The following is a 24,412-nucleotide window of genomic DNA, read 5'->3' as shown; positions in this document are numbered from 1 at the left end:
ATGGCCGAGTACGAAGAAGTCCGCGGTGGCCGCGGCATCGTTGAGGAACATGGGCACGGTGTCGCCGATGCGCACCTCCCAGCGGTCGAGGTGCACCGCGTGGCCCACGGCGTTGACCGCGCGACCCAGCCGGGTGGCGCTGGCGACGTCCGCCGCCCGATGACTGATGAACACGACCGCCATGATCTCCCCGTGACTCCTGTGCCCGCGGTGTCGATATGACCACCCGGCATCCGCTCGTGGTGCCCCACCCGCCGGCCGTGCTGCCGACCATGGGTGCGGACGGCCGCCGCCGGGAGCGCGCCGCCCGCAGGGGAGTCGGCGCCCACGGCCCGCGGCCCGTGGTGCCACCGGACACCCGCGGCTCGGGTTCGTCCGGTGGCGTGACCCGTTCGGCCGGGCATCACGAATGTCCGCTCTGGTGGGACATTCGTCCGCCCATCATGCCCATGAACTGCGGATATGTCGGATGGGTGAAGATGCTGGGTTCGACCGTAGCGTGTGCTGATCCAGCCTGACGACCCATCCTCGGCTTCGCGCGGCAGGTTGATGCAAAGAAGTAGCGAAATAGTATAAATGGGCGCAATGGAAATCACGCAAAGTAAGATCAAGATCTCGTGGTGCGAGGGGAAAGTGGAGGTCCGGGGCGGCTCGGCAACGGTGCCGCCGGCCGTGCGGTCGCTGGCCGTGGTGACCGGGTGGTGGCCGCGCTCTGGCGCGTCCGGGTGGCGCCGGGCAGGATCGGATGGAGCGGGACCGACGGGACACACATTCGAGACAGAAGCGGAGATCCGGACTCGATGGCCGAGAAGACGAGCGATTTCAAGCCGGGTCTGGAAGGCGTCATCGCCTTCGAGACGGAGATCGCCGAGCCCGACAAGGAAGGCAGCGCACTGCGCTACCGCGGTGTCGACATCGAGGATCTTGTCGGCAAGGTGGACTACGGCCACGTGTGGGGCCTGCTGGTGGACGGTTCCTTCGAGCCCGGCCTCCCGCCGGCCGAGCCGTTCCCAGTGCCGGTGCACTCGGGTGACATACGGGTGGACGTCCAGAGCGCACTGGCGATGCTCGCACCGTACTGGGGCTTCGGGCCGCTGATCGACATCTCCGCGGCGCAGGCCCGTGAGGACCTGGCCCGGTCATCGGTCGTGGCGCTGTCGTTCGTCGCGCAGTCCGCCCGCGGGCTCGGGCAGCCGGCCGTGCCGCAGCGGGAGGTCGACCGCGCGCGGACCATAACGGAACGGTTCATGATCCGCTGGCGGGGCGAGCCGGACCCGAAGCACGTCCAGGCGATCGACGCCTACTGGGTGTCCGCCGCGGAGCACGGCATGAACGCGTCCACCTTCACCGCCCGCGTCGTCGCCTCCACCGGGGCGGACGCCTCCGCCGCGCTGTCGGCCGCCGTCGGCGCGCTGTCCGGTCCGCTGCACGGCGGTGCGCCGTCCCGGGTGCTCGCGATGCTGGACGAGGTCGAGCGCACCGGCGACCCGCTGGGCTACGTCCGCCGCGCCCTGGACCGCAAGGAGCGGCTGATGGGCTTCGGTCACCGGGTCTACCGCGCGGAGGACCCGCGTGCCCGCGTGCTGCGCCGCACCGCCCGTGACCTCGGCTCCACCCGTTACGAGGTGGCCGAGGCGCTGGAGGCCGCCGCGATCGAGGAGCTGACCAACCGCTTCCCCGACCGTCCGCTGCGCACGAACGTGGAGTTCTGGTCGGCTGTCGTGCTCGACTTCGCCGAGGTCCCCGCGCACATGTTCACCTCCATGTTCACCTGCGCCCGCACCGCCGGCTGGAGCGCGCACATCCTCGAGCAGCAGCGCACCGGCCGCCTCATCCGCCCGTCGGCGCGCTACGTCGGCCCGGCGCCGCGCCCGCTCGGTGACGTCCACCCGGCCGCCAACCGTGGCTGACCTGCTACCCCCGGCGTCCGCCCCTGCCCCGGCCGCCAGCACCGCCCCGGCCGCCGCCACCAGCATCACGCTGCCGGCGCGGTTGCTGCCGGCGGACGGACGGTTCGGGTGCGGGCCGTCGAAGATCCGCCCGGAGGCGGTGGCGGCGCTGGCGGCCAGCGGCTCGACCTACCTGGGCACCTCGCACCGCCAGCGGCCGGTGCGCGGCCTGGTCGCCCGGGTACGGGCCGGCCTCGCCGACCTGTTCACGCTGCCGGAGGGCTACGAGGTCGTCCTCGGCGTGGGCGGCGCCACCGCCTTCTGGGACGCGGCCGCCTTCAACCTGGTCCGCACCCGCTCGCAGCATCTGGTGTTCGGTGAGTTCGGCAGCAAGTTCGCGGAGACGACCGAGGGCGCGCCGTTCCTGGCCGACCCGTCCGTCGTGTCCTCGGCGCCCGGCACCTTCTGCGACTGGGCACCCGCGGCCGGCATCGACGTCTACGCCACCCCGCACAACGAGACCTCCACCGGGGTCGCCCGCCCGGTGCGTCGCCCGAGCGGAACCGACGCGGGTGCGCTGCATCTGGTCGACGCGACCTCCGGGGCCGGCGGTCTGCCGGTCGACGCCAGCGAGGCCGACGTCTACTACTTCGCCCCGCAGAAGTCCTTCGCCTCCGACGGCGGCCTGTGGACGGCCCTGTTCTCCCCGGCCGCGCTCGAGCGCCTCGCCGAGATCGCCGCGACCGACCGCTGGATCCCGCCGTTTCTCGACCTGAGCACGGCCCGCGACAACAGCGCCAAGGACCAGACCTACAACACCCCCGCGGTGGCCACGCTGTTCCTGTTCGCCGACCAGATCGAGTGGATGCTCGCCCAGGGCGGCCTCGACTGGTGCGTGCGGCGCACCGCCGAGTCCTCGTCGATTCTCTACACCTGGGCCGACCGGACCCCTTACACTGCGCCGTTCGTCGCCGACCCCGCGCACCGCTCCCAGGTCGTGGTCACCGTCGACTTCGACGGGGTGGACGCCGCCGCCGTCGCCGCGGTGCTGCGCGCCAACGGCATCGTGGACGTCGAGCCCTATCGCAAACTGGGCCGCAACCAGCTGCGCGTCGCCTGCTTCCCCGCCGTCGACCCCGCCGACATCGAACTGCTCACCGCCGCCATCGACCACATCGTCGAACGCCTGTAGGTCAGGTCACCTCTGCTGGAGAGACGGCGAAGCGTGGTCGCTGGGCACGGTGGACAGCCGGGCTGAGCGACCACGCTTCGAGGGTTGCCTCGGAAGGCGACAGGGCGGATGGGGAAAACTAGCGCAGGGGGCGCTCCGGGGCTGCCTGGGCGGCCTGGGCCGCGATGGGGTCGATGTTGGAGTCCTCGACCGACTTGCGCTCGTCCATCGGGGTGTAGGGACGCTGGTCGTAGCCGACGTAGAGCTGGCGCGGGCGGGCGATCTTCTGCTCGGGGTCGAGCAGGCCCTCCTCCCACTGGGCGAGCCAGCCGGGCATCCGTCCGATGGCGAACAGCACCGGGAACATCTCCACGGGGAAGCCCATGGCCTGGTAGATGATGCCGGTGTAGAAGTCGACGTTCGGGTAGAGCTTGCGGGAGACGAAGTACTCGTCCGACAGCGCGATCCGCTCGAGCTCCATGGCGAGGTCCAGCAGCGGGTTCGTGCCGGTGACCTTGAAGACCTCGTCGGCGACCTGGCGGATCACCCGGGCACGCGGGTCGTAGTTCTTGTAGACCCGGTGACCGAAGCCCATGAGCTTCTTCTTGCCGTCCTTCACCTGGGCGATGAAGGCGGGGATGTTCTCCACCGAGCCGATCTCGGCGAGCATCCGCAGGACCTGCTCGTTCGCCCCGCCGTGCAGCGGGCCGTAGAGCGCCGAGATGGCGGCCGCCGCCGCGGAGAACGGGTCGGCCTGGGAGCTGCCGACGGCGCGCATCGCGTTCGCCGAACAGTTCTGCTCGTGGTCGGCGTGCAGGATGAACAGCACGTCGAGGGCGTGCTCGAGGTTCGGGTCCGGCTCGTAGCGGGGCTCGGTGGCCTTCCACATCATGTTGAGGAAGTTGCCGGCGTAGGACAGGTCGTTGTCCGGGTAGGCGTACGGGAAACCGACCGAGTGCCGGTAGGAGTACGCCGCCAGCGTCGTGATCTTGGCGATCAGGCGGACGATCTGCAGCCGACGCAGGCCCGGGTCGTCAATCCGCTTGGCGTCCGGGTAGAAGGTCGACAGCGCCCCGACCGTGGAGACGAGCATGCCCATGGGGTGGGCGTCGTGGTGGAAGCCGTCGGTGAACTTCTTGATCGACTCATGCACCAGGGTGTGGTGCGTGATCTCGTCTTCCCAGGTCGACAGCTCGTCGGCCGAGGGCAGCTCGCCGGCCAACAGCAGGTACGCGACCTCGAGGAAGCTGCTCTTCTCAGCAAGCTCCTGGATCGGGTAGCCGCGGTACCGCAGAATGCCGGCGTCGCCGTCGATGAAGGTGATGGCACTACGGCAGCTCGCCGTGTTGGTGAACGCCGGGTCGTATGCCATCAACCCGAAGTCGTCGTCGCTCGTCTTGATCGAGCGGAACGCACTCGCGCGTACCGTACCGTCCGTGACCGGAATCTCGTAGATCTTACCGGTGCGGTTGTCGGTGACGGTCAGGGTGCTGACCTGCTCGGACACGCCGGGCTCCTCTCGCGGTGGCGATGCCGTGTTGTACGGCCCTGGCCCCAGCCGGGGCGCGCATCCGGGTACGGAGCGCTCACGCCGGTTCGCTGGCTCACATGGTTGTTCCAAGTCTGGCCGCTGACGCCGGCACATGCGCGAGATCGGTGAGCCTCATCCCACGTGTGCTGCACCACCTCGGTCGCGGCGGCACGTGTCACGCCGTCTGCGATGCGGCGGGACACGAAGTGTGACAGATCGACGACGTTCGGACGCCGTCCGTTACCTACCCGATGGGGGAGGCGGCATCCGTCCTTTCGGCGGCCAGATGCGCTCCATCCCGACCGCCGGAGCCGAAACCACCGGATCCGGCGCCGCCCTGCCCGCCCGAACCGCCCGGACCGCCGAATCCACCGGAGCCGGGGCCCGAGCCGCCAGGGCCACCGAAGCCGCCGGGCCCCGAGCCGCCGGGCCCGGGGCCGCTCTGGCCGGAGCCGCTTGCTCCGGCGGCGCGTAGCCAGGCCAGGACGGCCAGTACCCGGCGGTTGTCGTCGGAGGAGGCGGGCATGCCGAGTTTCGTGAAGACGCCGGCGATGTGGTTCTCGACGGTCTTGGGGGCCAGGTGCAGCCGGGCGCCGATGCCCTGGTTGGACCGTCCCTCGGCCATATGGGCGAGGACCGTGCGCTCCCGGGGGGTGAGACGGGCGAGTTCGTCGGCATGCCGGCGGTGCGCGAGCAGGCCGGCGACGATCTCCTCGTCGAGGACGAGACGCCCCTCGGCGACCCGGCGCAGCGCGTCCAGCAGGGCGCCGACGTCGTCCACCCGGTCCTTGAGGAGGTAGCCCAGGCCGCCGGAGGAGTCACCGAGCAGCCGCAACGCGTACGGAACCTCGGCGTAGGTGGACAACACCAGCACGGCGATGCCACGGTGGCGGGCCCGGATGCGTTCCGCGGCGACCAGGCCCTCGTCGGTGTAGGTCGGCGGCATCCGGATGTCCACGATGACCACGTCGGGCTGGCTGCGGGCAAGCCCGTCGATCAGCTCGTCCGCGGTGGCCGCCTGAGCGGCCACTTCGACCCCCGAGGTGGTCAGCAGGATCGCCAGACCCTCCCGGAACAGTGTCGAGTCGTCCGCGATCGCTACCCGCACGCTTTTCTCCCCCTGTTGGTGCCGGACGAACTGTGGTTTCCGGACCGGGCGCCTCCGGGCACCCGTGAGACGTTCAGCATGGGATGTTCGCCGTCAGCCGGGTGCCACCACCGGACGGGCTGGCGATCACCAGCGCACCACCGAGGGCCCGGACCCGGTCCGCGAGGCCGGCCAGACCGCCGTTGTCCACCTCGACCGCGCCACCCTTGCCGTCGTCGGCGACGTCGATCTGCACCTCCGCGCCGAGGTTACGTACCGTCACCATCGCCCGGGTCGCCCCCGCGTGCTTGACGGTGTTCGTGAGCGCCTCACAGATCGTGTAGTAGGCGCCCGTCTCCAGGACGGCGTCGAAGCGGTCCGCGGTGACGTCCAGTTCGACCCGCACGGGCAGGGCGGCCGTGACGACCTCCAGGGCCGGTCGCAGCCCACCCTGGCTGAGCACGGCGGGATGGATGCCCCGGGCCAGGCTGCGCAGATCGGCCAGGGCGTATCGCAGGTCCTCGCGGGCGGCTTCGATAGCAGAGATCGTATCGGGATCGGTCGCCTTCGTCCGGGCAAGTCCGAGCCGGGTGGCCAGGGCCAGCAGGCGTTGCTGGGCACCGTCATGCAGGTCCCGCTCCAGCCGTTTGCGCTCGTGCAGGCTGGCCTCCACCAGCCGGGCCCGGGAGGCATGGACGGCCTTGAGCTGGGCGGCGACGATCGTGTGCAGTCGGGCGTTCTCCAGTGCCAGCGCGCTGGCCTGCACGGCCGCGGTGACCAGGTCACTGTTGCGGCGCATGGCGGGCGCGGCCGTGATCACCGCGAGTGGCGCGCCCGTCGACGTCCAGACCTTCATGATCAGATCGGCGGCGTCGGCGGGGGGCGGCGTGCGGGTCAGGCCGTCCGCGTCGGAATGCCGTTCCTGCTCGGGCATCCAGACCAGGATGTCGGCCGAGTCGTCGTGCAGGGCGGTGCGCAGTGCCATGCGGACCGCCCGGACGGTCGGTGGGCTGGGCAGCGTCGCGAGCAGTTGGGCGATCCGGGCACGGACGAACACCCGGCGCAGCACCGCGGTCGCGAACGCCACCGGGATCGTCAGCAGGAGGAGTGACACGGCGGTGAACTCGGGTCCGATGGTCGCGCTGTTCGGGCTGTTCGCGACGATGTTGACGGCGGCCGCCAGCAGGAAGGCGACCAGGACCGCGAGCGCCACCGGTTGGAAGATCCGCCGGTCGAGCTCCGAGTACTGGCGCAGCCGATCCCAGACGACCAGCAGGAACAGGCCCGCGAGCAGCAGTGTCAGCCCGTCCAGAACCCCGACGATGAGGTTGTAGGTGCCGTGGTCGATCGGCGATCCGTACCACCACAGATCCGCGCCGGGTGGGTAGCCGAACCACTGCGGTCGGGAGATGCCGATGAGCGCGAGGTTCGCCACCGGCACGACCAGCACGGCGGCGGCCAGCAGCGCGCGTTCGCGGTTGTCGCGCAGCCGTCCGGTCGGATAGCGCAGCACACCCCAGCCGACGCAGATCCAGAAATGGGAGTAGGCGAACGACGACACCAACGCCGAGGGCCCGTCCACCCAGGCCGCCGTCCAGGACAGTGCCCACAGCGCACCGCCGAGCGCGAGCGCACCGGTCACGCTGCCCAGTGACTCCTCGCCGTTGAGCATGATGGCGGTGAGGATGATGGCGGTGAGGATGAAGGCGAGGGTGACGGCGACGTTGGCGGTGGCGGCGAGTGGGCTGCTCTGGAAGGCCGGCCATTCGCAGGCGATGGCGAACGCCGTTGTGCCGGATCCGCCGAAGGCCAGGCACCATGGCCGGTGTTTGGCGGCACAGGCGGCCAGGCGGTTGGGCAGGCGGGGATGGGGCACGTCAACCAACGTTATGTAGCCGGGATATCACTGGGCAAGGGTCGCACACCGATCGCCGCGGACAGGCGGATACCCCTGTCCCCCTTGGCGGGATAACCCCCAATGAACAAGAGTGGCTGCCCCGAAGCGGCTGGCCGCCACCCGGGTGGAACCTTGGCAGGGGATCGGCACCGACGGTGATCGCACTCGTTCGGCGCGTGCCGGCCCCTCGGGGTCGGCCGCCGCCGGGGGGCGGCCGGCCCCGGCCCGGAGACTCCGCTCCGGATGGGCCCGCACCGATCGCGCTCCATCTTCGGGGGTGGCCGCCGGTGAACATCCAAGGCCGAGTACCGTCGGACAATGGAGACCGGGACGGCGCGTGACGCCGAACTCGCGTCGGCGCTGCGGCTGTCGGTGATGAGGCTGTCCCGACGGATGCGCCAGGAGCGGTCCAGTCGGCTCACCCCCACCCAGACGTCCGCTCTCGCGTCGCTGGAACGGCACGGGCCGATGACGCTGGGGGAGATCGCGGCGCACGAGCGAGTGCAGCCGCCGTCGATGACCCGGGTGATCGCGCATCTGGCCATCGAGGGCTTCGTCGAACGCCGTCCACATCCCACCGACGGCCGGCAGGTGATCGTCGAGGTCACCGAACGCGGCCGGGATCTGCTCGCCGACGACCGGCGCCGCCGGGACGAGTGGCTCACGGCCCGGCTGGGCCAGCTCTCCAGCGAGGATCTGGCCGCGCTGAACCAGGCCGCGTCCATCCTCGACGCCATCGCCAGCACCTGAGTCCCAGGCGCACCGCGCCGCCACGTCCGGCGGCCCACCGCACCGGCCGGCACGGACCCGCCGTCCGCCCACTATCGGCGCTACCGGCCGGGTGGGCGGGCTGGGCTCACAGCTCGACCCAGCCGCCGCGCTGATGTGAGGTGCCGGCCGCGGCGAGCAGTCGGTTCGCGGCCAGCAGATCGTGGAAGGTGGCCCCGCGCACGAGCCGTGGGTCCTCGAGCTCGGTGGCCCGCACGACATCGCAGGTCGCCTCCCGCAGACCGGGCCGGTGCGTGGTCGCCGCCGGCAGGACCAGCTCCTGGACACCGCGCTCGTCCTGATGGCGCACCTGACGGCCCTGCACGACCAGCCGGCCCCGCTGCCCGCACACCGTGATGGTGGCGGTGTCGAGAGCTCCGTTCATCCGCTCGTTGACCAGGACGGTGGCGCCGCTGGCGGTGAGCAGGGCCAGGGTCACCGGCGCGTCGGGAGCCAACGCGCTGGCCGGCATCGCCGTGCGGTCGGCACAGACCGCGAGGATCTCGCCGCACCACCGGGCCGCGAGGTCCACCATCTCGACCCGCCCGCCCGGCCCGGTCGGCGCGCCGACGACGGTCACCTGGGTCAACCGTCCGAGCGAGGCCACCGTGGCGGCGACGTGCGTCGCGGTCGGCCAGGCCCGTCCGTCCAGGGCGACGACATGGGCGAGGTCGGCCTCCTCGGCGAGGTCGGCGACGGCCCGCAGCACCTCGTCCGCGGGGCTGGCCGGCCCGGCGAGCAGCACGTGCAGGCCGGCCTCGGCCGCCCGGCGCGCGACCAGGTCGGCGCCGGGCGGCTGGGTCTCGACGCAGACCGCCTCGATGTCATCGGAGAGCAGGGTGAACAGGTCGGGGTAGGCCCGGGGCACGCCGACCTCGGCCGCCCAGGCCAGGGACTCCAGCGGCTCCGGCGCGAGCAGCCCGACCACGTCGACACCCGCGTCCCGCAGCACACCCGTGGTGGTGCTCTGCGATCCGTCGGTGACCAGCGCCATGGCCAGCGGGAGGTCCGGCTGGCCGCGGCGGGCCGTGCGCCGCAACTCCCGCCAGCCCACGGCGAGGGCCGGGTCGCGCGGTGATATCAGCTCCGGCAGCGTGGTCACGCTCCGATACTGCCCGCCGAACCGCCTACGGGACCACCCACTACCCGATGACCGGGTCGATCGGGCGGTACCGGTAGCCCACCCGGCGCACCGTCTCGATGCGGTAGCGGTGCTCCGGGCCCAGCTTGCGCCGCAGCCGCGTCACCAGGACGTCGACGGTGCGCGCGTCCGGCGCCGACTGGTCGTCCGGCCGGTGTCCCCAGACGGAGGCCAGCAGCGCCTGACGGCTGTGCGCCGTCCCGGGGTGGCGCAGGAAGAAGTCCAGGACCTCGAACTCCAGGTAGGTCAGGGACAGGACCCGACCGTCCACGGTCGCCAGCCACGCGCCGCGGTCGGTCCACACGCCCTGGCGAGGCGGCGCCGGCAGCTGCGGCACCGGCCGGATCGGCGGCACCGAGCGCAGCGCCTGCGTCGGACGCAGCGCCTGCGGAGCCCGGGCGGGGGCGACACCAGCGCCGACGCCGACGCCAGCGCCAGTGCCGACACCGCCGGCGGTGCGGGACTGGACCGGCATGCGGGACACCGGCTGGCGGTGCACTGTCGTCGTGGTGTCGGCCGGCCGGGGCGGGACGGCCGTCGTGAGACGGGGGGCGCGGTAGGGCAACGTGGTGCTCTGCGCAGGCATCGCTGGCCTTTCGGTCAGTGGCAGGTTCCGGTCACCGAAGTCGGACGATCACGGGCCGGGCGGTCGTTGGGCCGGGCCGGGCTGACCCCGTTCACCCCCTGGCCCTCGTCACCCCCGTCCGCGTCCTGGCCGGCCGTGTCACCTCGGATGCCGCGACTCTCCGGGTGACAGGGCCTGGGATCGTCCGCCCGCGGCCGCGGGAGCGATCTGGAACGTCGGGATGGGACCGGTGCGACGAGGCCGACGGTTCAGAGCGCTGCGGGGCGGGACGACCGGCACGTCAGGACGTGATCGGACGGGCGTGTGTCGGCGGGATGTGCTCGGCGGGTGGGACGGACCAGCACGGTCGGGAGTGGCGGCCGGGCGCGTGCGGGCGTCGGCCGGAATGCACGTCGGCGGTCGACGGACGGCTCCGGGTCGCGATCGCGACGGAGCCGGGATGCGAAGGCCGGCGGCGAATCAGCCAGCCGGACAGGCGGCCGAGGCGACACGGAGCAGATCGATATAGCTCCGGGTGACCAGCATCAGCCGCTTCAACACAAGAGCAACGGAAACACACCTTGTCGATCGGCACCAGGGAGAATCGATGTGGCGTAATTCACATGGTGTTCGCTGGTGGGTTGTGAGCGCCGCAAAACGGTCGGGTAGCGTCGCCCACGTGAGCCTGTCCGACGGCAGCGATCCGGCCGCCAGTAACTCGTCCGCACCCATCCTGACCTCGGACGATGCCTCCTCGCCGCACACCGGTGTGCCCGGCGAGGAGGCCAGCGCCGGCCCGCCGGCCGGCGAGATTCCACTTGAACCGCTGCCCTACGACGGCGTCGCCTCGGTGGCCGTCGGCACCGTGTTGTGGGCGATCGCCTCCGTCGTCGGACTGGTCCTTCTCGATGATCTGCGTGCCGACGGTCACCTGTGGTGGCTGGCGACGGCGCTGTGCGGCTGCGGCCTGGGCCTGCTGGGGCTGTGGGTCGTCATCCGGCGTCGTAACCGGCTGCGTGCGGTGGCGTCGGGTCAGGCCTCGTCGAGGTCGTCCTCCGCCGCCCGGTAGTCCGCGCCGGCCGGATCACGCAGCTGCGCGGCGAGGGCGTGGCGCCGGTCCCACTGGCCGCCGCGCCAGGCCAGCGCCCGGGCCAGGGCGTCCGGGCCGGCCTGCTCGTCCACGTGGATCTCGCCGCCGATCCCCCCGAGTACCCGCCACGGTGCCTCGACCAGATGGCCGGACAGGTCCGTGACGAGCAGCGGACGGTGCACCCGGTAGGGGGTCGCGTCCGGCGTCCAGGCCGGCTCACCGTCACCCTCGACGAGAGGGCCGTCGGCCTGCTCGGCGATGACCTGGGAGGCCAGCGGCACCCCGAGCACATGCGCGGCCTCGGCCGCCCGGTCCAGCGGGAGACGCAGCGCGCCCTGGCCGGCGAGCAGACCCAGCAGGTCCGGCGCGTCCACGACGACGGCCTGGTCACCGGGCAGCACACCCCGCGGGGTGCGCACCGTCAGCGGAGGGTCGAACCGCTCCGGACCGGCGGTGCGTTCGGGGGCGGCCAGCATCCGTGCGACGGCGTCGACCGCGGCCATGTACAGCAGGCGGGCCGCCGGCCAGGGCACGTCCCGGTCGACGTCGCCGAGCCGGTCGAGCAGATCCATCACCGCGCCCAGATCACCGAGGACGTCCTCGAGGGTCTGACGGGCACCGAGATGACACAGGAACTCGTCATCGACGCCCGGCATCGGCCCCGCCGGCGCGAACAGCCCGCCGAGCAGCGGGTCGACGCTGGGCAGCAGCAGCTCACGGGGTGGCAGCGCGGCGCCACCGAGCACCGGCAGGACCGCATGACGGGCCAGCCACCAGCGGGTGTACGACGGCTCCGGGGCGAACACGACCTCACGCAGCGGCGGCTGGGCGAGCTGGGCGAGCGCCTCGGGCCAGGCCGCGTCGTCGACGAGCTCGAGGTCCCGCACGGCCGCGAAGACACCGATCATCGCCGGCGCGGGCGGCCCACCGGCCGGTGCGCGACGCAGGTTGCCGGACGCGGCCAGGGCCACACTGGCCACACCATGGTCACCGTCCGCGACGTCGTCGACCCAGGTGTCGCTGTCGTCGAGGTCGAGCAGGATCTGCTCGTCGGCGTCGAGCGGCAGGTCGTAGGCGCGTAGGACACCGAACGAGTGAAGCACCCCGACCCGTTCCAGCACGTCCGTCGACCAGGCCGCGCCGACGCTCGGTGCGAGGGTGGAGAACGGCGCGTCCTGCGCCAGCACCTGGTCCAACGGCCCGTCACCGACCAGCAGCTCGCCGGCCGGTGCGAACTCGCCGTCGTCCACGGTGGGCAGCAGCAGGTCGGCGAGCCAGCCGAGCCCGGCCGACCCCTCCACACCGGCGTCACGGACCAGGGCGAGCACCGCCACGGCCAGCGCCAGCAGATCGTCAGGATGATCGTCTGGCTCGGCGTCGAGGACGGCCTCCCGCACCGCCGGGTCCCGCAGCACCCCGGTCGGTGTTCCCTCGACGGCCCCCAGCGTGCGCAGCGCGTCACGGGCCGCCGCGGCGCAGGCGTCCGGATGGACCACCCGCAGCGGCAGACCGGACCGGATGAGTGCGACGACGTCAAGATCCGCGGTGGGCAGCAGCGTCCCCCGGGGCCCGGTGACCATCCGCGTACCCAGTTCGGTGGCCGCGGCGAGCTCCTCGCCGAACGGGGACGTCCGCTTCGAGCGCCCACCGTCGCCCTGATCGTCGGTGGGAAGCTCCGCCAGCGGGACCGGCAGGGCTCCCAGCGCGTCCCGGTCGGGCGCGACGACCAGCAGCGGATACAGCCGTCCCCACCACCGCGCCGGCCGCGACAGACCGGTGAGCAGCTCGACGAGGGCGGCACTGGTGACCCGGCGCACGCCCAGCAGGTCCAGCGCCGTCCGCCACTGCCGGGACGCGTAGACCGCCGGCAACAGCCCAGGTACCGCGAGGCCCGAACCGTCCGTGTCCGGGCCATCCGTGTCCGGGCCATCGGCGGGTTCGGTGAGCAGGGCGGTGACCGCCTCGGTGGCGGGGCCCAGGTCGCCCACCTGGCAGTCCCGGCCGAGCCGGGCGCCGGGGAACAGGGCCGCGTCCGGCAGCAGCCGCAGCAGGGCCTCCCGCAGCCGGCCGTCCACCTCGCCCTGCGGCAGACCGGTGGGGACGAGGGCCAGCGCGGCCAGCGGATCAGGTGCGGGGAAGGCGTCCTCGGTCACGGCCGTGCCCGCGCTGCCGGTGGGGTCTGCGGTGCCGAGGTGGATGGCCAGCGCGACCGTGGCGGCGGCGAGTTCGTCGGTCAGACGGTCGCGCAGCGGCCCGGCGATCGTGTGCCGGCGGGACGGGTCGAGTGGCAGTTCGACGCTGGCCAGCACCGGCAGGGACAGCGCCTCGTCGGTGGGCTGCGGCGCGCGCAGCACCCGCGGCACCCCGGTCGGCCAGCCGTGATCAGGCACCATGACCCGGGCGGTGAACCCGGTCCGGCCACGCTCCTCGATCGGCCGATCGGCGAGCAGACGCGCCGGTATGGTTCCCCGCCGCACCACCCCTCGCCAGCGTTCACCGTTGAGATCGGCGATCTCGACCTGCTCGGTTCCCAGCTCGGGGGCTGCCTCGGCGTCCTGGCCGCGCCGGGCGGTGGGACCGCCGCGCAGCCAGCGACAGCCGAGTGTCCGCAAGTCACCGTCGATGTCGATAATGATCTCGCTGGGACCGCCGAGCACCAGAGGCAGCGTCGGGTCGAGTCCGAGCAGCAGGTCACGCGCGAGGGCGGCGGCCGCGTCATCACGCAACGGCAGGCGCACGACGGTGTCGTAACCGTCCGCCGGCGGTGCGGCGGTGATCGCGAAGGGGAGCCGCAGGATCGGCACGGCGCCCTCACGGCGCGCCAACTCCGCCGCGAGCCCGGCACCGACACCGCCCGCTCCGGCGCCGCCCAATCCGGCTCCGCTATTCGTAGCGTCGCCATTTGTTTTGTCGCCGGACGATACGTTGCCGCGCGTCGCCACTTCCTCGATCACGCGCGCCTTCGACCAGGCGACCCCGGCCGCGGTCGGCCACGGAGCAGCCCCGGTCGGGTCCGGCCCGGCGTCGCCACGGGAGACGATCGACGGCTCGTCCGTGACGGCGAGGACGGCCGCGAACCCCGCCCCGAACCGTCCGATCGCCGCGGACGGCGCGTCCCGCTTGGTGGAGGCGCGCAATGTGGACAGCGCCTCGACGCCAGCCGCGGACAACGCGATCCCGGTGTTGGCGACCTCCAGCAACCCGCCTGGCCCAGCCCCGGGGACGGCGCTCGGACCCGACCCGGCCCGGGCGGTCGTCAGCCGCAGGTGGACCCGTGCCGGCACGCCGGCCTCGGTGGCCGCGTCCAGGGCGTTCTGGAGGAGCTCGACGACGAGCCGGTCGCGGTAGGCGCCGAGGGCGGCGTCCTCCTCGGCGTTGGCGTCCTCGCGGAACCGGGCTGGCGAGGCCGCCCAGGCGTCCAGCACCCGGCGTCGGATCGCATCGGTGTCGTACCTGTCGGTGGTGGCGCCTGTGGCGGTCGGTGACACGTCCCCATCCTCGTCTCTGTCGCCCCCGGGCCGCGCCGCCGGGCCGGCGGGCAGACTGTGGTGCGCGACCCACGGGTGGTTCGCGGCCCGCCATGGACGTCCGGCGTCGCCGTGTTGGGCCGGGTCGACGACGGATCGGGCCGGTGCTCGACGCGCCTGGTGATCAGACGCGTCTGGTGATCAGTGGGGTGGAACGGCGATGGCGACAGGAACCAGTGCGCGTGGGGGCCGCCGAGGTGAGTTCGTGCCCACCGCCGAACTCGTCGACGCGGTGGCGGCCCAGTGGTCGGCGCTCGCGGCGGCCGTCGACGGGCTGCCCGACGACGCGTTCGGCGCGGCGGGCGCGCTACCCGGCTGGACGGTCGGTGACCTGGTGGCGCGGGCGACCAGCTCGGTCCACGCCCTGACGGAGAGCCTGCGCACGGATGCCTCCGCGACGGACGCCTCCGCGACGAGCGCCTCCCCATCGACCGAGCCCGCTGGACGGCCGACATCCGCGATCGAGTGGCTGGTCGCCCTGAGCCAGGCGGGGACATGGGCCACCGAGCCCGGCCCGGCCAGCTCGGGAAGTACAGCGGGCACCGGCGCCCCGGGTGGTGCGGGCGCCCCGGGTGGTGCGGGTGGTGCTGGTGGTGTGGGGGAGTCGATGGCCGGGGTCGAGGATCCACGGGTGGTTCGCGAGCGGTTCACGACCGCGGTGTCGGCGGCCAGAGCGGCGCTCGCCGGCCTGGCCCGACCGGACGAGTCGCTGCGGGCCGCGGCGGTCGTGGCGGTCGGGCACGGGCTGGACCTGGGGATGGAGCCCGAGCGCCCGGCGTTGCGGCTGGCGACGAGGCTGGTGGCGCGGCTGTTCGCGGCGCGGGTGCCGGGGCACGCGGTGGAGCTGCGGGTTCCGCCGTTCGCCGCCGTCCAGATCGTGGCGGGACCGCGGCATACCCGCGGGACGCCGCCGAACGTGGTCGAGGCCGGCCCGGTGCCGTTCCTGCTGGTCTGCACCGGACGGCTGCGCTTCGCGGCGGCGGTCGCCGACGGCCGGATCACCGCCAGCGGGGAACGCTCCGACCTGACCCCGCACCTGCCCCTGCTGTGAGGGCGACATGGACGGCGATATGTGACAGGGGTAACTGACGGCTGTCGGTCGACAAACGCGTAGCTAGGGCCGATGTGGGTGGTCGCTGCTAGCGTGGATGGAGCATGCCGCCGGACGAGGTGGCCGGGACGTTTTTCTCCGGTGTCACTGAGCAGCTCCGGTGCAGCTCCGGTGTCACTGAGCAGCCGAGGAGTCCTGGTGTCAGACGTCGCCGCCCGCTCCAACCTCGAGGATGAGGCGTGGCCCGACCCGTCCGATGACCCCGGCCCCCAGGATGCCTGTGGCGTCTTCGGCGTCTGGGCCCCCGGTGAGGACGTAGCGAACCTCACATATTACGGATTGTACGCGCTTCAGCACCGTGGTCAGGAGGCGGCCGGCATCGCTGTCGGCGACGGTCGCACCGTGGTGGTGTTCAAGGAGCTCGGGCTGGTCGCGCAGGTCTTCAACGAGCGGTCGCTGGCGAGTCTCTCCGGTGGCCATCTCGCCGTCGGGCACACCCGCTACTCGACGACCGGCTCGTCCACCTGGGAGAACGCGCAGCCCTCCTACCGCACGGCTCGCTTCGGCGGCCCGGTCGCGCTCGGTCACAACGGCAACCTGACCAACATCGTCCAGCTCGCCAGCGAGCTCGGCGCCGGGCGGGACCGGCTGCGTGCCACCACCGACTCCGACCTGATCACCGCGATGCTCGCCGATCATCCCGGGCCGACCCTGACGGACGCGGCGATGGCCGTGCTGCCGCGGCTGGCCGGCGCCTTCTCCCTGGTCTTCGCCGACGCCTCGACCCTGTACGCCGCCCGCGACGCGCACGGCATCCATCCCCTCGTGCTGGGTCGGCTCGCCGACCATCCGGAGGGGGCGTGGGTCGTCGCCAGCGAGACGGCCGCGCTCGACATCGTCGGCGCGTCGTTCGTGCGCGAGGTCGACCCCGGCGAGATGATCATCATTGACGGTACGGGGGTGCGTTCGCGCCGGTTCGCCGAGGCGGACCCGCACCTGTGCCTGTTCGAGTACGTCTACCTCGCCCGTCCCGACACCGCCATCTCCGGCCGCTCGGTGCACGCAGTCCGGGTCGACGTGGGCCGTCAGCTGGCCCGGGAGGCACCGGTCGACGCGGACCTGGTCATCCCGGTGCCGCAGTCCGGGGTGCCCGCCGCCGTCGGCTACGCCGAGCAGTCCGGCATCCCGTTCGGCGAGGGCCTGGTGAAGAACTCCTATGTGGGACGGACGTTCATCCAGCCGTCCCAGACGATCCGCCAGCGTGGCATCCGGCTGAAGCTCAACCCGCTGCGCGAGGTGATCGAGGGCCGCCGGCTCGTCGTCGTCGACGACTCGATCGTGCGCGGCAACACCCAGCGGGCCCTGGTCCGGATGTTGCAGGAGGCCGGTGCGGCCGAGGTGCACATCCGCATCTCCTCGCCGCCGGTGCGCTGGCCCTGCTTCTACGGCATCGACTTCGCCACCCGCGCCGAACTGATCGCCAGCGATGCCGGGGTGGAGGAGATCCGCGCCTCGCTCGGCGCCGACTCGCTCGCCTACGTCTCCCTGGACGGCCTGGTCGCCGCGTCCCATCAGCCGGCGCGGACGCTGTGCCGGGCCTGCTTCGACGGCATCTACCCGGTGCCGCTGGCCGAATCCGACAAGCTCGGCAAGCACCGGCTGGAGCCGGGCGGCGCCGCGCAGACCACCGCGGACCTGATCGCCGAGGCGATGCGCCGGGAGGTGACCCTCGGCATGAACGGTGCCGACCCGTCCCCCGACGGTCACGACGCGGATCTTGCCGAAGCGAGGCCGGTATGAACCCGACACGCACCTCCTACCGGACGGCCGGCGTGGACGTCGCCGCCGGTGACCGGGCGGTCGAGCTGATGCGCGGCTCGGTCGCGCGGGCGAGCCGACCCGAGGTGGTCGGCGGGCTCGGCGGTTTCGCCGGCCTGTTCGCCCTGGACACCAGCCGCTACCGCAAGCCGCTGCTCGCCTCGTCCACCGACGGCGTCGGCACCAAGATCGCTATCGCCCGGGCCCTGGACGTGCACGACACCGTCGGCATCGACCTGGTCGCCATGGTCGTCGACGACCTCGTGGTCTGCGGCGCCGAGCCGCTGTTCCTGCTCGACTACATCGCCTGTGGCCGCCTGGTACCCGAGCGGATCGCCAAGATCGTCGCCGGTATCGCCGCCGGCTGCGAGCAGGCCGGGGCGGCGCTGGTCGGCGGGGAGACCGCTGAGCACCCCGGCCTCATGGGTGACGACGACTACGATCTGGCCGCGACGGGGGTCGGGGTCGTCGAGGCCGACGCAGTGCTGGGGCAGGAGCGAGTCCGGCCCGGGGACGTGGTCGTCGCGATGGCCTCATCCGGCATCCACTCCAACGGCTTCTCGCTCGTGCGACACATCCTGTGCGGTCCCGTCGATTCTGACCACCCCGGCGGGGTCAGCGCTGCCGCACTCGCCGGTCTGAGGTCCTACGTCCCGTCTCTGGGCGCCACGCTGGGCGAAGCCTTGCTGATCCCGACGCGCATCTACGCCCGGGACTGCCTCGCCCTCGCCGCCGCTGTCGATGTGCACGCCTTCGCCCACATCACCGGCGGCGGCCTCGCCGCGAACACCGCCCGGGTCATCCCCGCCGGCCTGCTCGCCACCCTCGACCGCGCGAGCTGGTCGGTGCCGCCGATCTTCGACCTGCTCGCCGAGCGCGGCGACGTCGCCCAGGCCGACTTGGAGCAGACCTTCAACCAGGGCGTCGGCATGATCGCCGTGCTTCCCCCCGCGGTTGTCGAGGACGCCCTCGCCCTGCTCGCCGAACGCGACGTCCCCGCCTGGGTCCTCGGCAGCATCACCGAAGCCCCCCACGAGCCCGACGGGACAGCCCTGGCTTCGGATTCGGCTTCGGTGACCAAATCCGAACCCATGATCGGCGCCCGCCTGGCCGGCGTACACCCCGTCACCACCTGACGATTCAGCGATGCGGGCCGCGTCTGGCGGCCACGCTTCGCCGCGCTCTCCCGGCCCCGGCGCCACCTTGATCCAGTGATCCCGGGAACCGGCTGCGCACCGATCGAACCTGAGGCACCAGCCAGGCACACGGAACCCGGCCGCCCCAAGAGGTCGTCGGCCACGGGAGATCGTCGACTACAGGACGCCGACGCCAGTCCGCGCAGGGCCGCCGCACGCTGGACTTTCGTCGTGAGGCAGGCGTGCGGCATCATCATGTGGGCGCGCCATCTGGCAGCCGGGCAGGGCGCTAGTCGCGAGCCTGAAAGCGCCCGCGCAAAGCACCGACCGGGGGCCGCGCCGTGACCTGGGTCAGGTCAGGACAGCACCGCACGAAAGTGGTCGTCCGGGCCGGAGCCTGGACGACCACCATCATCAGCGACCGCACCATGGTGAGCCAACCGTGGTGGGACGGTTGCCAGCGTGACGCTGTCAGCGCGACGAGTGACGATCGTCCTCGTCGTCTGCATAGGCGTCATAGCCGTAATCGTCGTCGACGTACGTCTCGTCGCTGTTGTTCTCGCGCGTCGAGCCCGCGCCCAGATCCGCCTTCAATCGGTCGAGATCCATATTGGGCGAGTTGTACTTGAGCTCGCGGGCGACTTTCGTCTGCTTGGCCTTAGCTCGGCCGCGCCCCATGGCTCGACCCCCTCGAACATGACGACGGGGACCCGCCCCGGTGCTCTCACTGTCTCGTGCTTCCCGAGACTACAGGGATCGGAGGCTTCGCGGCACGCCAACCCGACACTTGCCTTCCCTCGGACAAGATGTCCACGATCGGAAGCGCTTCGTGAAGCTGCCTGTCCTGCGGCCTGTGTGCGGGATCGCCGCCGCTCGCGGGCGCCGCCGACGTGCGTCACGGTCGGCCAGGATGTGATCACAGTCACGTTCCGGTGATGCCGAGAGGCGGCCCCGTGGAGTTCGGGGCGGGGCGGCCCCCACCGCCCGACGGGGAAGGTGCGGGGCCGCGCGCCGATGGCCGGTCGGTGGCCGCTCAGGGCAGCAGGAAGCGACGAAGTCGGCCGACGTGGGTCATCCGGTGCTCGGCGATCTGTTCGGCCGCCTCGACCGTGGTGAGCCCCTCCTCCGCCGCGAGCCGCAGCACCTCGGCGGTCGTGTCGAAGATGTGGGCGGCGCGGGCGCGGGCCCGATCGGGGGAGTACCCCTCGATCTCGTCCGCGACCTGGATCAGCCCGCCGGCGTTGACGACGAAGTCGGGCGCGTAGAGCACGCCGGCCTTCGTGAGTTCGGTACCGATGTCGGGCGTGGCGAGCTGGTTGTTCGCGCCGCCGCAGACGATCGCCGCGCGCAGCCGGGCGACGGTCGTCGCGTTCAGCGCCCCCCCGAGGGCGCACGGAGCGTAGACGTCCAGGTCCTGGTCGAACAGGGCGTCCGGATGCCCGACGGTGCGGGCCGCGGGGAACTCGGTGGTGAGCCGGGCGAGCGCCGCCGGATCGACGTCGGCCGCGACCACGGCGGCGCCGTCGGCCAGCAGATGCCCCACCAGACGCCGACCGACCTTGCCCACTCCGCTGACGCCGACCAGCCGTCCGGACAGGCTCGGCGTCCCCCACCGGTGGCGGGCGGCGGCGCGCATCCCCTCGAACACGCCGAAGGCGGTCAGGACACCCGAGTCGCCGGAGCCGCCGTGCTCGGGGGAACGTCCGGCCACCCAGCGGGTCTCCCGGGCGATGACGTCCATATCGTTGACGTAGGTGCCGACATCGCAGGCGGTGACGTACCGTCCGCCCAGTGAGGCGATGTGGCGACCGTAGGCCCGCAGCAGCGGTTCGGACTTGTCCCGGTGCGGGTCGCCGATGATGACGGCCTTGCCGCCGCCGAGGTCCAGGCCCGCGCACGCGGCCTTGTAGGCCATCGCGCGGGACAGAGCGAGCGCGTCGGCGAGCGCGTGTTCGTCGTCGACGTAGGGATGGAACCGGGTGCCGCCCAGAGCCGGCCCGAGGGCGGTCGAGTAGACGGCGATGATCGCGCGTAGTCCGCTGGTCGGATCCGAGCACAACAGCACCTGTTCGTGCTCGGAGACGGCGTCGAACAACGACGGCATGGTGCACCTCCTGGCGGGGTCGGCCAGGCAGGTCGGCCCATCGGGCACCCTACGGCTCCGGTAGGCCGGACGGGCTGCCCGTTGACGTGCCAGGATCGAGCCATGCCAGGTTCCAGGGCATCCGGGTGGGTGTCGTCCGCGGCGCCCCGGTGCCGGCAGCATCCGGCGGGTCGGCGGCATGCGTGGTGTTGGCCGCGTTCGGTTGCGAGGAGCTGACGTGCCCATCGTGTCACCCGCGTCGTATCTGCGCGTGTATGAGCCGCTCGCCGCCTTCTCGGCAGCCGAGCGCAGTCGCTGGCAGCGTTACGCGGCCGCGGGGCCGCCCTCGCGTCGGGCCGGTTCCCGCAGCGAGCGCGTCGTCTCGCTGCTGGCCGCCGTCCGGCCGACCCTGGATGTCGCGGACGAGTCGGCGTTCGTGCAGTGGATCGACGGGCTGATGTTCGTCTGCCCCTGGTCGACGCAGCTGCGGGTGTGGCAGTCGGCGCTGGAGTTCCGGTCCGTCCTGCCCGACCGGGTCGCGGAGGCGTTCCTGCCGCGGCGGATCACCGACCCGGCCGAGGTGGAGCTCGATCGCTGGAAGTCCCGGCGCCCGACGCTGAAGGTCCACGTCCAGTCGTGTACCTGGATGGTGCCGCCGCCCTGGTTCCTGCTGTTCGACCCGGCCGAGCGGTCCCTGGTCACCGGGGACACCGCCGAACGGTCGATGATCTACCGGACCACGATGAGCCTCGCCCGGCGGCGGGCGGCCCGGGCCGTCGAGTCGGTGGAGACCCTGCGCGCGGCCTCCTCCGAGGGGCCCACCGTGGAAGGGGTCGGCGATCTGGCCCGTTGGCTGGGGTCCTTCCATCCGCAGAGCAGGGTCGAACTGGACTACGACGGGCTAGTTGACCTGCTCGACGACGACATGCTTAGGCGCGACAGCTCCGTAGAGGACATCGTGGAGGCAGTCGGTGCGTTACGCCGTGGGCGAACAGATCTTGCGGCGGAGGCCTACGAGCGCGTCCTGGTTCGCTGGAGACCCCTGCAAGCACGGGAATCTGCAAGCTGAACGACGCATTCGGTTAACACAGAGTCGCCGTCGGCTTCGGACGAGCTGTGACTAGTCAGCAGATGGTCCTGACGTGCCATGTCCGAAATGCCCCCGAAGGATGCACGATCTGTATGGGACGGAGCGACGCTCTGTGACGGGAGGCCAACACAATGACGACACGTACGCCGGACGCCGAGCCGTTGCTGACTCCGGCCGAGGTAGCGACCATGTTTCGGGTTGACCCGAAGACCGTTACCCGGTGGGCGAAGGCAGGCAAGCTCACGTCGATTCGGACCCTGGGCGGGCACCGCCGGTACCGGGAGGCCGAGGTGCGCGCCCTTCTGAAGGGGGTCCCAAGCCTGGGAGGCGATATCTAGAGCACGCATGCGTTGACGTGTGACGGCACGGCTGGAGACGCCGTCCGCGCCACCCACGAGCGGCCTGAGCGCCGTGCGTCGGAGTGCGGACGATCGGCTGGGCGTGATGGGACGCCCGAGGTCGAGACGCGTTTCTCCGCGCGCCGACGTCACACGTGTGAGGACCACCTGAGCACCGGGAGGGCACAGGGTGGACCTTTTGGGGAACCGGCGGACGGTTCGAGGACCGTCCGCCGGTCTCATCCCGCGTACGCCCGGCAGCGTCCAGGCCTGGCTAGGTGCGCGATATCGCCGGGAAGGCATCGCGCTGCGATGACACCGGGAGACACGGTGCTCCAGGGATGGGCGGAGCCGTGCTCGAACGGTGGGCGTCGTGAGTGATGCCGCTCGGTCTACGGTGCGTTCCGCGGTGCCCGGCTTCCTGCCGAGCACCCGGGCGTTCCGGTTCACCAACAGCTTCGCCCCCGAACCGCTGCTCACCCTTGCGCTGCCCCGGCAGGTCGGTTTCGTCCTGCCCGGTCCGCCGGCCGGGCGGCCCGCCCTCGGTGTCGGCGATGCCAGCCGCGGGCTCTGCGGTGGCATGATCTTCGCCGTCCGGGATCTGTTCGAGGCCGGCCTGGCGCCGCCACCGGACGTGGAACCGCCGCGTCGTGGCTCACCCCTGTACGCCTACCTGGTCCGCCGCCTGTTCGCGAGCTTCGACCTGCCCCGTGGCGTCCTGCGCTACTACGGGCTGATGCGGGCCCCCGACGAACGTCCGGCCAGCCGCCGGTGGCCGCTGCCGGGTCAGCCGGGTGTGCCGGGTCGCCCCGGTGGGGCCGCGCGCAGCCTGCCGCGGGAGTGGCCGCGCATCCGCCTTGATCTCGACACCGGCCGGCTCGCCCCCCTCGGCATCATCACCGTCCACTCCGCCGACCCGCTCCAACTCGGCCTGAACCACCAGGTGCTCGCCTACGCCTACGAGCAGACCGGCACCATCGTGACCCTGCGCCTCTACGACCCGAACACTCCCCTGGACCGGGCGGACGACGTCACGATGTCCTTCGACCTCGCGGCTGTCGCCATCGGCGCCGACCCCGCCGGTCCGGCCCGATCCGTTGCTCCGGCTGTTCCCGTCATCAGTCACACGGTCGCCATCGGTGGCCGGCCGATCCGCGCGCTGTTCCACAGCCGCTACCGCTGGATGGACCCACATCCGGCCCTGGGCGGCGGGTAGCACGACGAATCCGTACGTGGGTTTGTCTGCTGGCCAGGCCGTCCCCTATGCTGGTAGTGCTTTACAGGATCGATCGTCGGGTGGGCCCGGGCCATCAGGTGGGTTCAGAACCGCCCAAGCGTCGATCACTGCCCGCCCCCATCGTCTAGTGGCCTAGGACGTCGCCCTTTCAAGGCGGTAGCACGGGTTCGAATCCCGTTGGGGGCACCCAGAGTATTCGATCGACTACCCAATGAACTTAATGGGCTAGTTGGGTCGGCACTTTCTCACCCAAAGAGTCCCTATAGTCGCATCGCGCTTCCACTTCAGGTGCCGACGGTCTTTGCGCGCTACGAACCCGATCCCGCGGGCTGCACGGGTTCGCCCCTTCCTGGACGGGCAGCCCACCAGCCGAATCTGATCGACTTCGGAACGTCGCATGCCACGTCCAGCAGAGAGCCCGGCCGCGCGTCATTGCGCACTTGCACCCGTACTCGAGACGTCGCGACCCGAACCCGGGCGATCCGTCGGGCGGCGTTTCACGGCCCCAGCTCACCCCACCGACCGGCATCGGCCGGCACCTATGCCGGCACGACCGGTGCGCCACCCGCTAGCGCTCAATGAGCGCTAGCATCGAGAGCACTCAACAAGCACTCGTCGAGGAGAGTGGTGGATGTGGCGGCGGACAACGCGATCAAGCAGCGGCGCGCGGAGCTGAACCTCACCCAGCAGGAGGCTGCGCGGCGTGCTGACGTGTCCCTCGCGACCTGGCGACGTTTCGAGAACACGGCAGCCGATATCGGCGCGCTGGACGGGTTCCGGACGGACAACCTGCAAGGGTTCGCACGCGCACTGAAGCTCAGCCTCGCGGCGCTACGTCGACTGGCCGGCGCCGAACCCGGGGACGAGTCGGAGGTAGGCGAGGGCGAACGGCCTGTCGTCGTTGACCGACAAACGGTCGACCTGGTGAGGCTGTTCAACAAGTCGTTCACCGGTGACCCACTTACACCAGCCGACGCCATGGCCCTGTCCACG

General features: G+C 71.9%; 20 protein-coding genes and 1 tRNA gene. 12 read left to right on the top strand and 9 right to left on the bottom strand.

Features of this window, described 5'->3' with window-relative positions:
- The coding region (locus tag G6R24_RS06650; RefSeq protein ID WP_163548281.1) for a toll/interleukin-1 receptor domain-containing protein at nucleotides 1–183 on the bottom strand (183 nt) is incomplete at its 3' end.
- Between the two features lie 617 nt (nucleotides 184–800).
- On the opposite strand from G6R24_RS06650, the gene G6R24_RS06645 reads away from it, so the two are divergent.
- A complete protein-coding gene (locus G6R24_RS06645) occupies nucleotides 801–1,910 on the top strand; it encodes a citrate synthase 2 (RefSeq protein ID WP_163548280.1) in 1,110 nt (369 codons plus the stop codon).
- A gap of 1 nt (nucleotide 1,911) precedes the next feature.
- A complete protein-coding gene (gene serC / locus G6R24_RS06640; protein WP_476695798.1) occupies nucleotides 1,912–3,081 on the top strand; it encodes a phosphoserine transaminase in 1,170 nt (389 codons plus the stop codon).
- A 118-nt stretch (nucleotides 3,082–3,199) separates the two neighbouring features.
- Here serC and G6R24_RS06635 read toward each other — a convergent pair whose 3' ends face one another.
- The 3 genes from G6R24_RS06635 to G6R24_RS06625 all read right to left on the bottom strand — a co-directional run bounded on the left by G6R24_RS06635 (nucleotide 3,200) and on the right by G6R24_RS06625 (nucleotide 7,554).
- Nucleotides 3,200–4,567: a citrate synthase gene (locus G6R24_RS06635; RefSeq protein ID WP_163548279.1), complete on the bottom strand. Its 1,368-nt coding sequence runs from the start codon at nucleotides 4,565–4,567 to the stop codon at nucleotides 3,200–3,202.
- 268 nt (nucleotides 4,568–4,835) lie between these two features.
- Nucleotides 4,836–5,699: a response regulator transcription factor gene (locus tag G6R24_RS06630; protein ID WP_391530322.1), complete on the bottom strand. Its 864-nt coding sequence runs from the start codon at nucleotides 5,697–5,699 to the stop codon at nucleotides 4,836–4,838.
- 73 nt (nucleotides 5,700–5,772) lie between these two features.
- A complete protein-coding gene (locus G6R24_RS06625) occupies nucleotides 5,773–7,554 on the bottom strand; it encodes a sensor histidine kinase (RefSeq protein ID WP_163548278.1) in 1,782 nt (593 codons plus the stop codon).
- Nucleotides 7,555–7,893: 339 nt separating this feature from the next.
- On the opposite strand from G6R24_RS06625, the gene G6R24_RS06620 reads away from it, so the two are divergent.
- Nucleotides 7,894–8,325, top strand: coding sequence for a MarR family winged helix-turn-helix transcriptional regulator (locus tag G6R24_RS06620; protein ID WP_163548277.1), 432 nt, complete (start codon nucleotides 7,894–7,896; stop codon nucleotides 8,323–8,325).
- Nucleotides 8,326–8,431: 106 nt separating this feature from the next.
- On the opposite strand, the gene G6R24_RS06615 is transcribed toward G6R24_RS06620, so the two are convergent.
- Complete coding sequence (locus G6R24_RS06615) at nucleotides 8,432–9,445, bottom strand: Gfo/Idh/MocA family oxidoreductase (protein ID WP_163548276.1); 1,014 nt, start codon at nucleotides 9,443–9,445, stop codon at nucleotides 8,432–8,434.
- 40 nt (nucleotides 9,446–9,485) lie between these two features.
- On the bottom strand, nucleotides 9,486–10,070 hold the full coding sequence (locus G6R24_RS06610) for a winged helix-turn-helix domain-containing protein (protein WP_163548275.1): 585 nt from the start codon (nucleotides 10,068–10,070) through the stop codon (nucleotides 9,486–9,488).
- Between the two features lie 658 nt (nucleotides 10,071–10,728).
- Between G6R24_RS06610 and G6R24_RS06605 the strand changes: the two genes are divergently transcribed.
- Nucleotides 10,729–11,118: a DUF2530 domain-containing protein gene (locus tag G6R24_RS06605; protein WP_225438194.1), complete on the top strand. Its 390-nt coding sequence runs from the start codon at nucleotides 10,729–10,731 to the stop codon at nucleotides 11,116–11,118.
- Here the strand turns inward: G6R24_RS06605 and G6R24_RS06600 are convergent.
- Entirely contained in the window at nucleotides 11,082–14,627 is a 3,546-nt protein-coding gene (locus G6R24_RS06600; protein ID WP_163548274.1) for a sacsin N-terminal ATP-binding-like domain-containing protein, read from the bottom strand. The two genes, G6R24_RS06605 and G6R24_RS06600, sit on opposite strands and share 37 nt — an antisense overlap.
- Nucleotides 14,628–14,871: 244 nt before the next feature.
- On the opposite strand from G6R24_RS06600, the gene G6R24_RS06595 reads away from it, so the two are divergent.
- From G6R24_RS06595 to purM, 3 genes are all read left to right on the top strand, one after another.
- On the top strand, nucleotides 14,872–15,717 hold the full coding sequence (locus G6R24_RS06595) for a sterol carrier family protein (RefSeq protein WP_225438193.1): 846 nt from the start codon (nucleotides 14,872–14,874) through the stop codon (nucleotides 15,715–15,717).
- Nucleotides 15,718–15,915: 198 nt separating this feature from the next.
- Nucleotides 15,916–17,517, top strand: a complete 1,602-nt coding sequence (gene purF / locus G6R24_RS06590; RefSeq protein WP_163548272.1) for an amidophosphoribosyltransferase — start codon at nucleotides 15,916–15,918, stop codon at nucleotides 17,515–17,517.
- Entirely contained in the window at nucleotides 17,514–18,671 is a 1,158-nt protein-coding gene (gene purM, locus G6R24_RS06585; protein ID WP_163548271.1) for a phosphoribosylformylglycinamidine cyclo-ligase, read from the top strand. Before purF ends, purM begins: the two co-directional genes overlap by 4 nt.
- 471 nt (nucleotides 18,672–19,142) lie before the next feature.
- Here the strand turns inward: purM and G6R24_RS06580 are convergent, their stop codons facing one another.
- Both G6R24_RS06580 and G6R24_RS06575 read right to left on the bottom strand, forming a co-directional pair.
- Nucleotides 19,143–19,349, bottom strand: a complete 207-nt coding sequence (locus G6R24_RS06580) for a DUF3073 domain-containing protein (RefSeq protein WP_163548270.1) — start codon at nucleotides 19,347–19,349, stop codon at nucleotides 19,143–19,145.
- A gap of 355 nt (nucleotides 19,350–19,704) precedes the next feature.
- Nucleotides 19,705–20,775, bottom strand: coding sequence for a Glu/Leu/Phe/Val family dehydrogenase (locus G6R24_RS06575; protein ID WP_163548269.1), 1,071 nt, complete (start codon nucleotides 20,773–20,775; stop codon nucleotides 19,705–19,707).
- Between the two features lie 217 nt (nucleotides 20,776–20,992).
- Between G6R24_RS06575 and G6R24_RS06570 the strand changes: the two genes are divergently transcribed.
- From G6R24_RS06570 to G6R24_RS06550, 5 genes are all read left to right on the top strand, one after another.
- Nucleotides 20,993–21,823 carry a DUF8083 family protein gene (locus G6R24_RS06570; RefSeq protein ID WP_163548268.1) on the top strand — a complete coding sequence of 277 codons (831 nt, stop codon included), beginning with the start codon at nucleotides 20,993–20,995 and terminating at the stop codon, nucleotides 21,821–21,823.
- 152 nt (nucleotides 21,824–21,975) lie between these two features.
- Nucleotides 21,976–22,182, top strand: a complete 207-nt coding sequence (bldC, locus tag G6R24_RS06565) for a developmental transcriptional regulator BldC (RefSeq protein WP_163548267.1) — start codon at nucleotides 21,976–21,978, stop codon at nucleotides 22,180–22,182.
- Between the two features lie 373 nt (nucleotides 22,183–22,555).
- Entirely contained in the window at nucleotides 22,556–23,398 is an 843-nt protein-coding gene (locus tag G6R24_RS06560; RefSeq protein ID WP_225438192.1) for a hypothetical protein, read from the top strand.
- A gap of 134 nt (nucleotides 23,399–23,532) precedes the next feature.
- Nucleotides 23,533–23,605 (top strand) — tRNA-Glu (locus tag G6R24_RS06555).
- Between the two features lie 447 nt (nucleotides 23,606–24,052).
- Nucleotides 24,053–24,412 (top strand): helix-turn-helix domain-containing protein (locus tag G6R24_RS06550; RefSeq protein ID WP_225438191.1); only part of this gene is annotated, 360 nt, incomplete at its 3' end.

Origin of the sequence: Candidatus Frankia nodulisporulans (genome assembly GCF_902806475.1) — a bacterium.
GTDB lineage: Bacteria > Actinomycetota > Actinomycetes > Frankiales > Frankiaceae > Frankia > Frankia umida.
The sequence above is the reverse complement of the archived record's forward strand: the minus strand, read 5'-3'. Positions and strand labels throughout refer to the sequence as shown.

Coding starts and splice junctions, on each gene's coding strand:
- G6R24_RS06575 (WP_163548269.1), bottom strand. CDS start 20,775: ATGCCGTCGTTGTTCGACGCCGTCTCCGAGCACGAACAGGTGCTGTTG.
- purM (WP_163548271.1), top strand. CDS start 17,514: ATGAACCCGACACGCACCTCCTACCGGACGGCCGGCGTGGACGTCGCC.
- G6R24_RS06610 (WP_163548275.1), bottom strand. CDS start 10,070: ATGCCTGCGCAGAGCACCACGTTGCCCTACCGCGCCCCCCGTCTCACG.
- G6R24_RS06645 (WP_163548280.1), top strand. CDS start 801: ATGGCCGAGAAGACGAGCGATTTCAAGCCGGGTCTGGAAGGCGTCATC.
- bldC (WP_163548267.1), top strand. CDS start 21,976: ATGACGACACGTACGCCGGACGCCGAGCCGTTGCTGACTCCGGCCGAG.
- G6R24_RS06580 (WP_163548270.1), bottom strand. CDS start 19,349: ATGGGGCGCGGCCGAGCTAAGGCCAAGCAGACGAAAGTCGCCCGCGAG.
- G6R24_RS06620 (WP_163548277.1), top strand. CDS start 7,894: ATGGAGACCGGGACGGCGCGTGACGCCGAACTCGCGTCGGCGCTGCGG.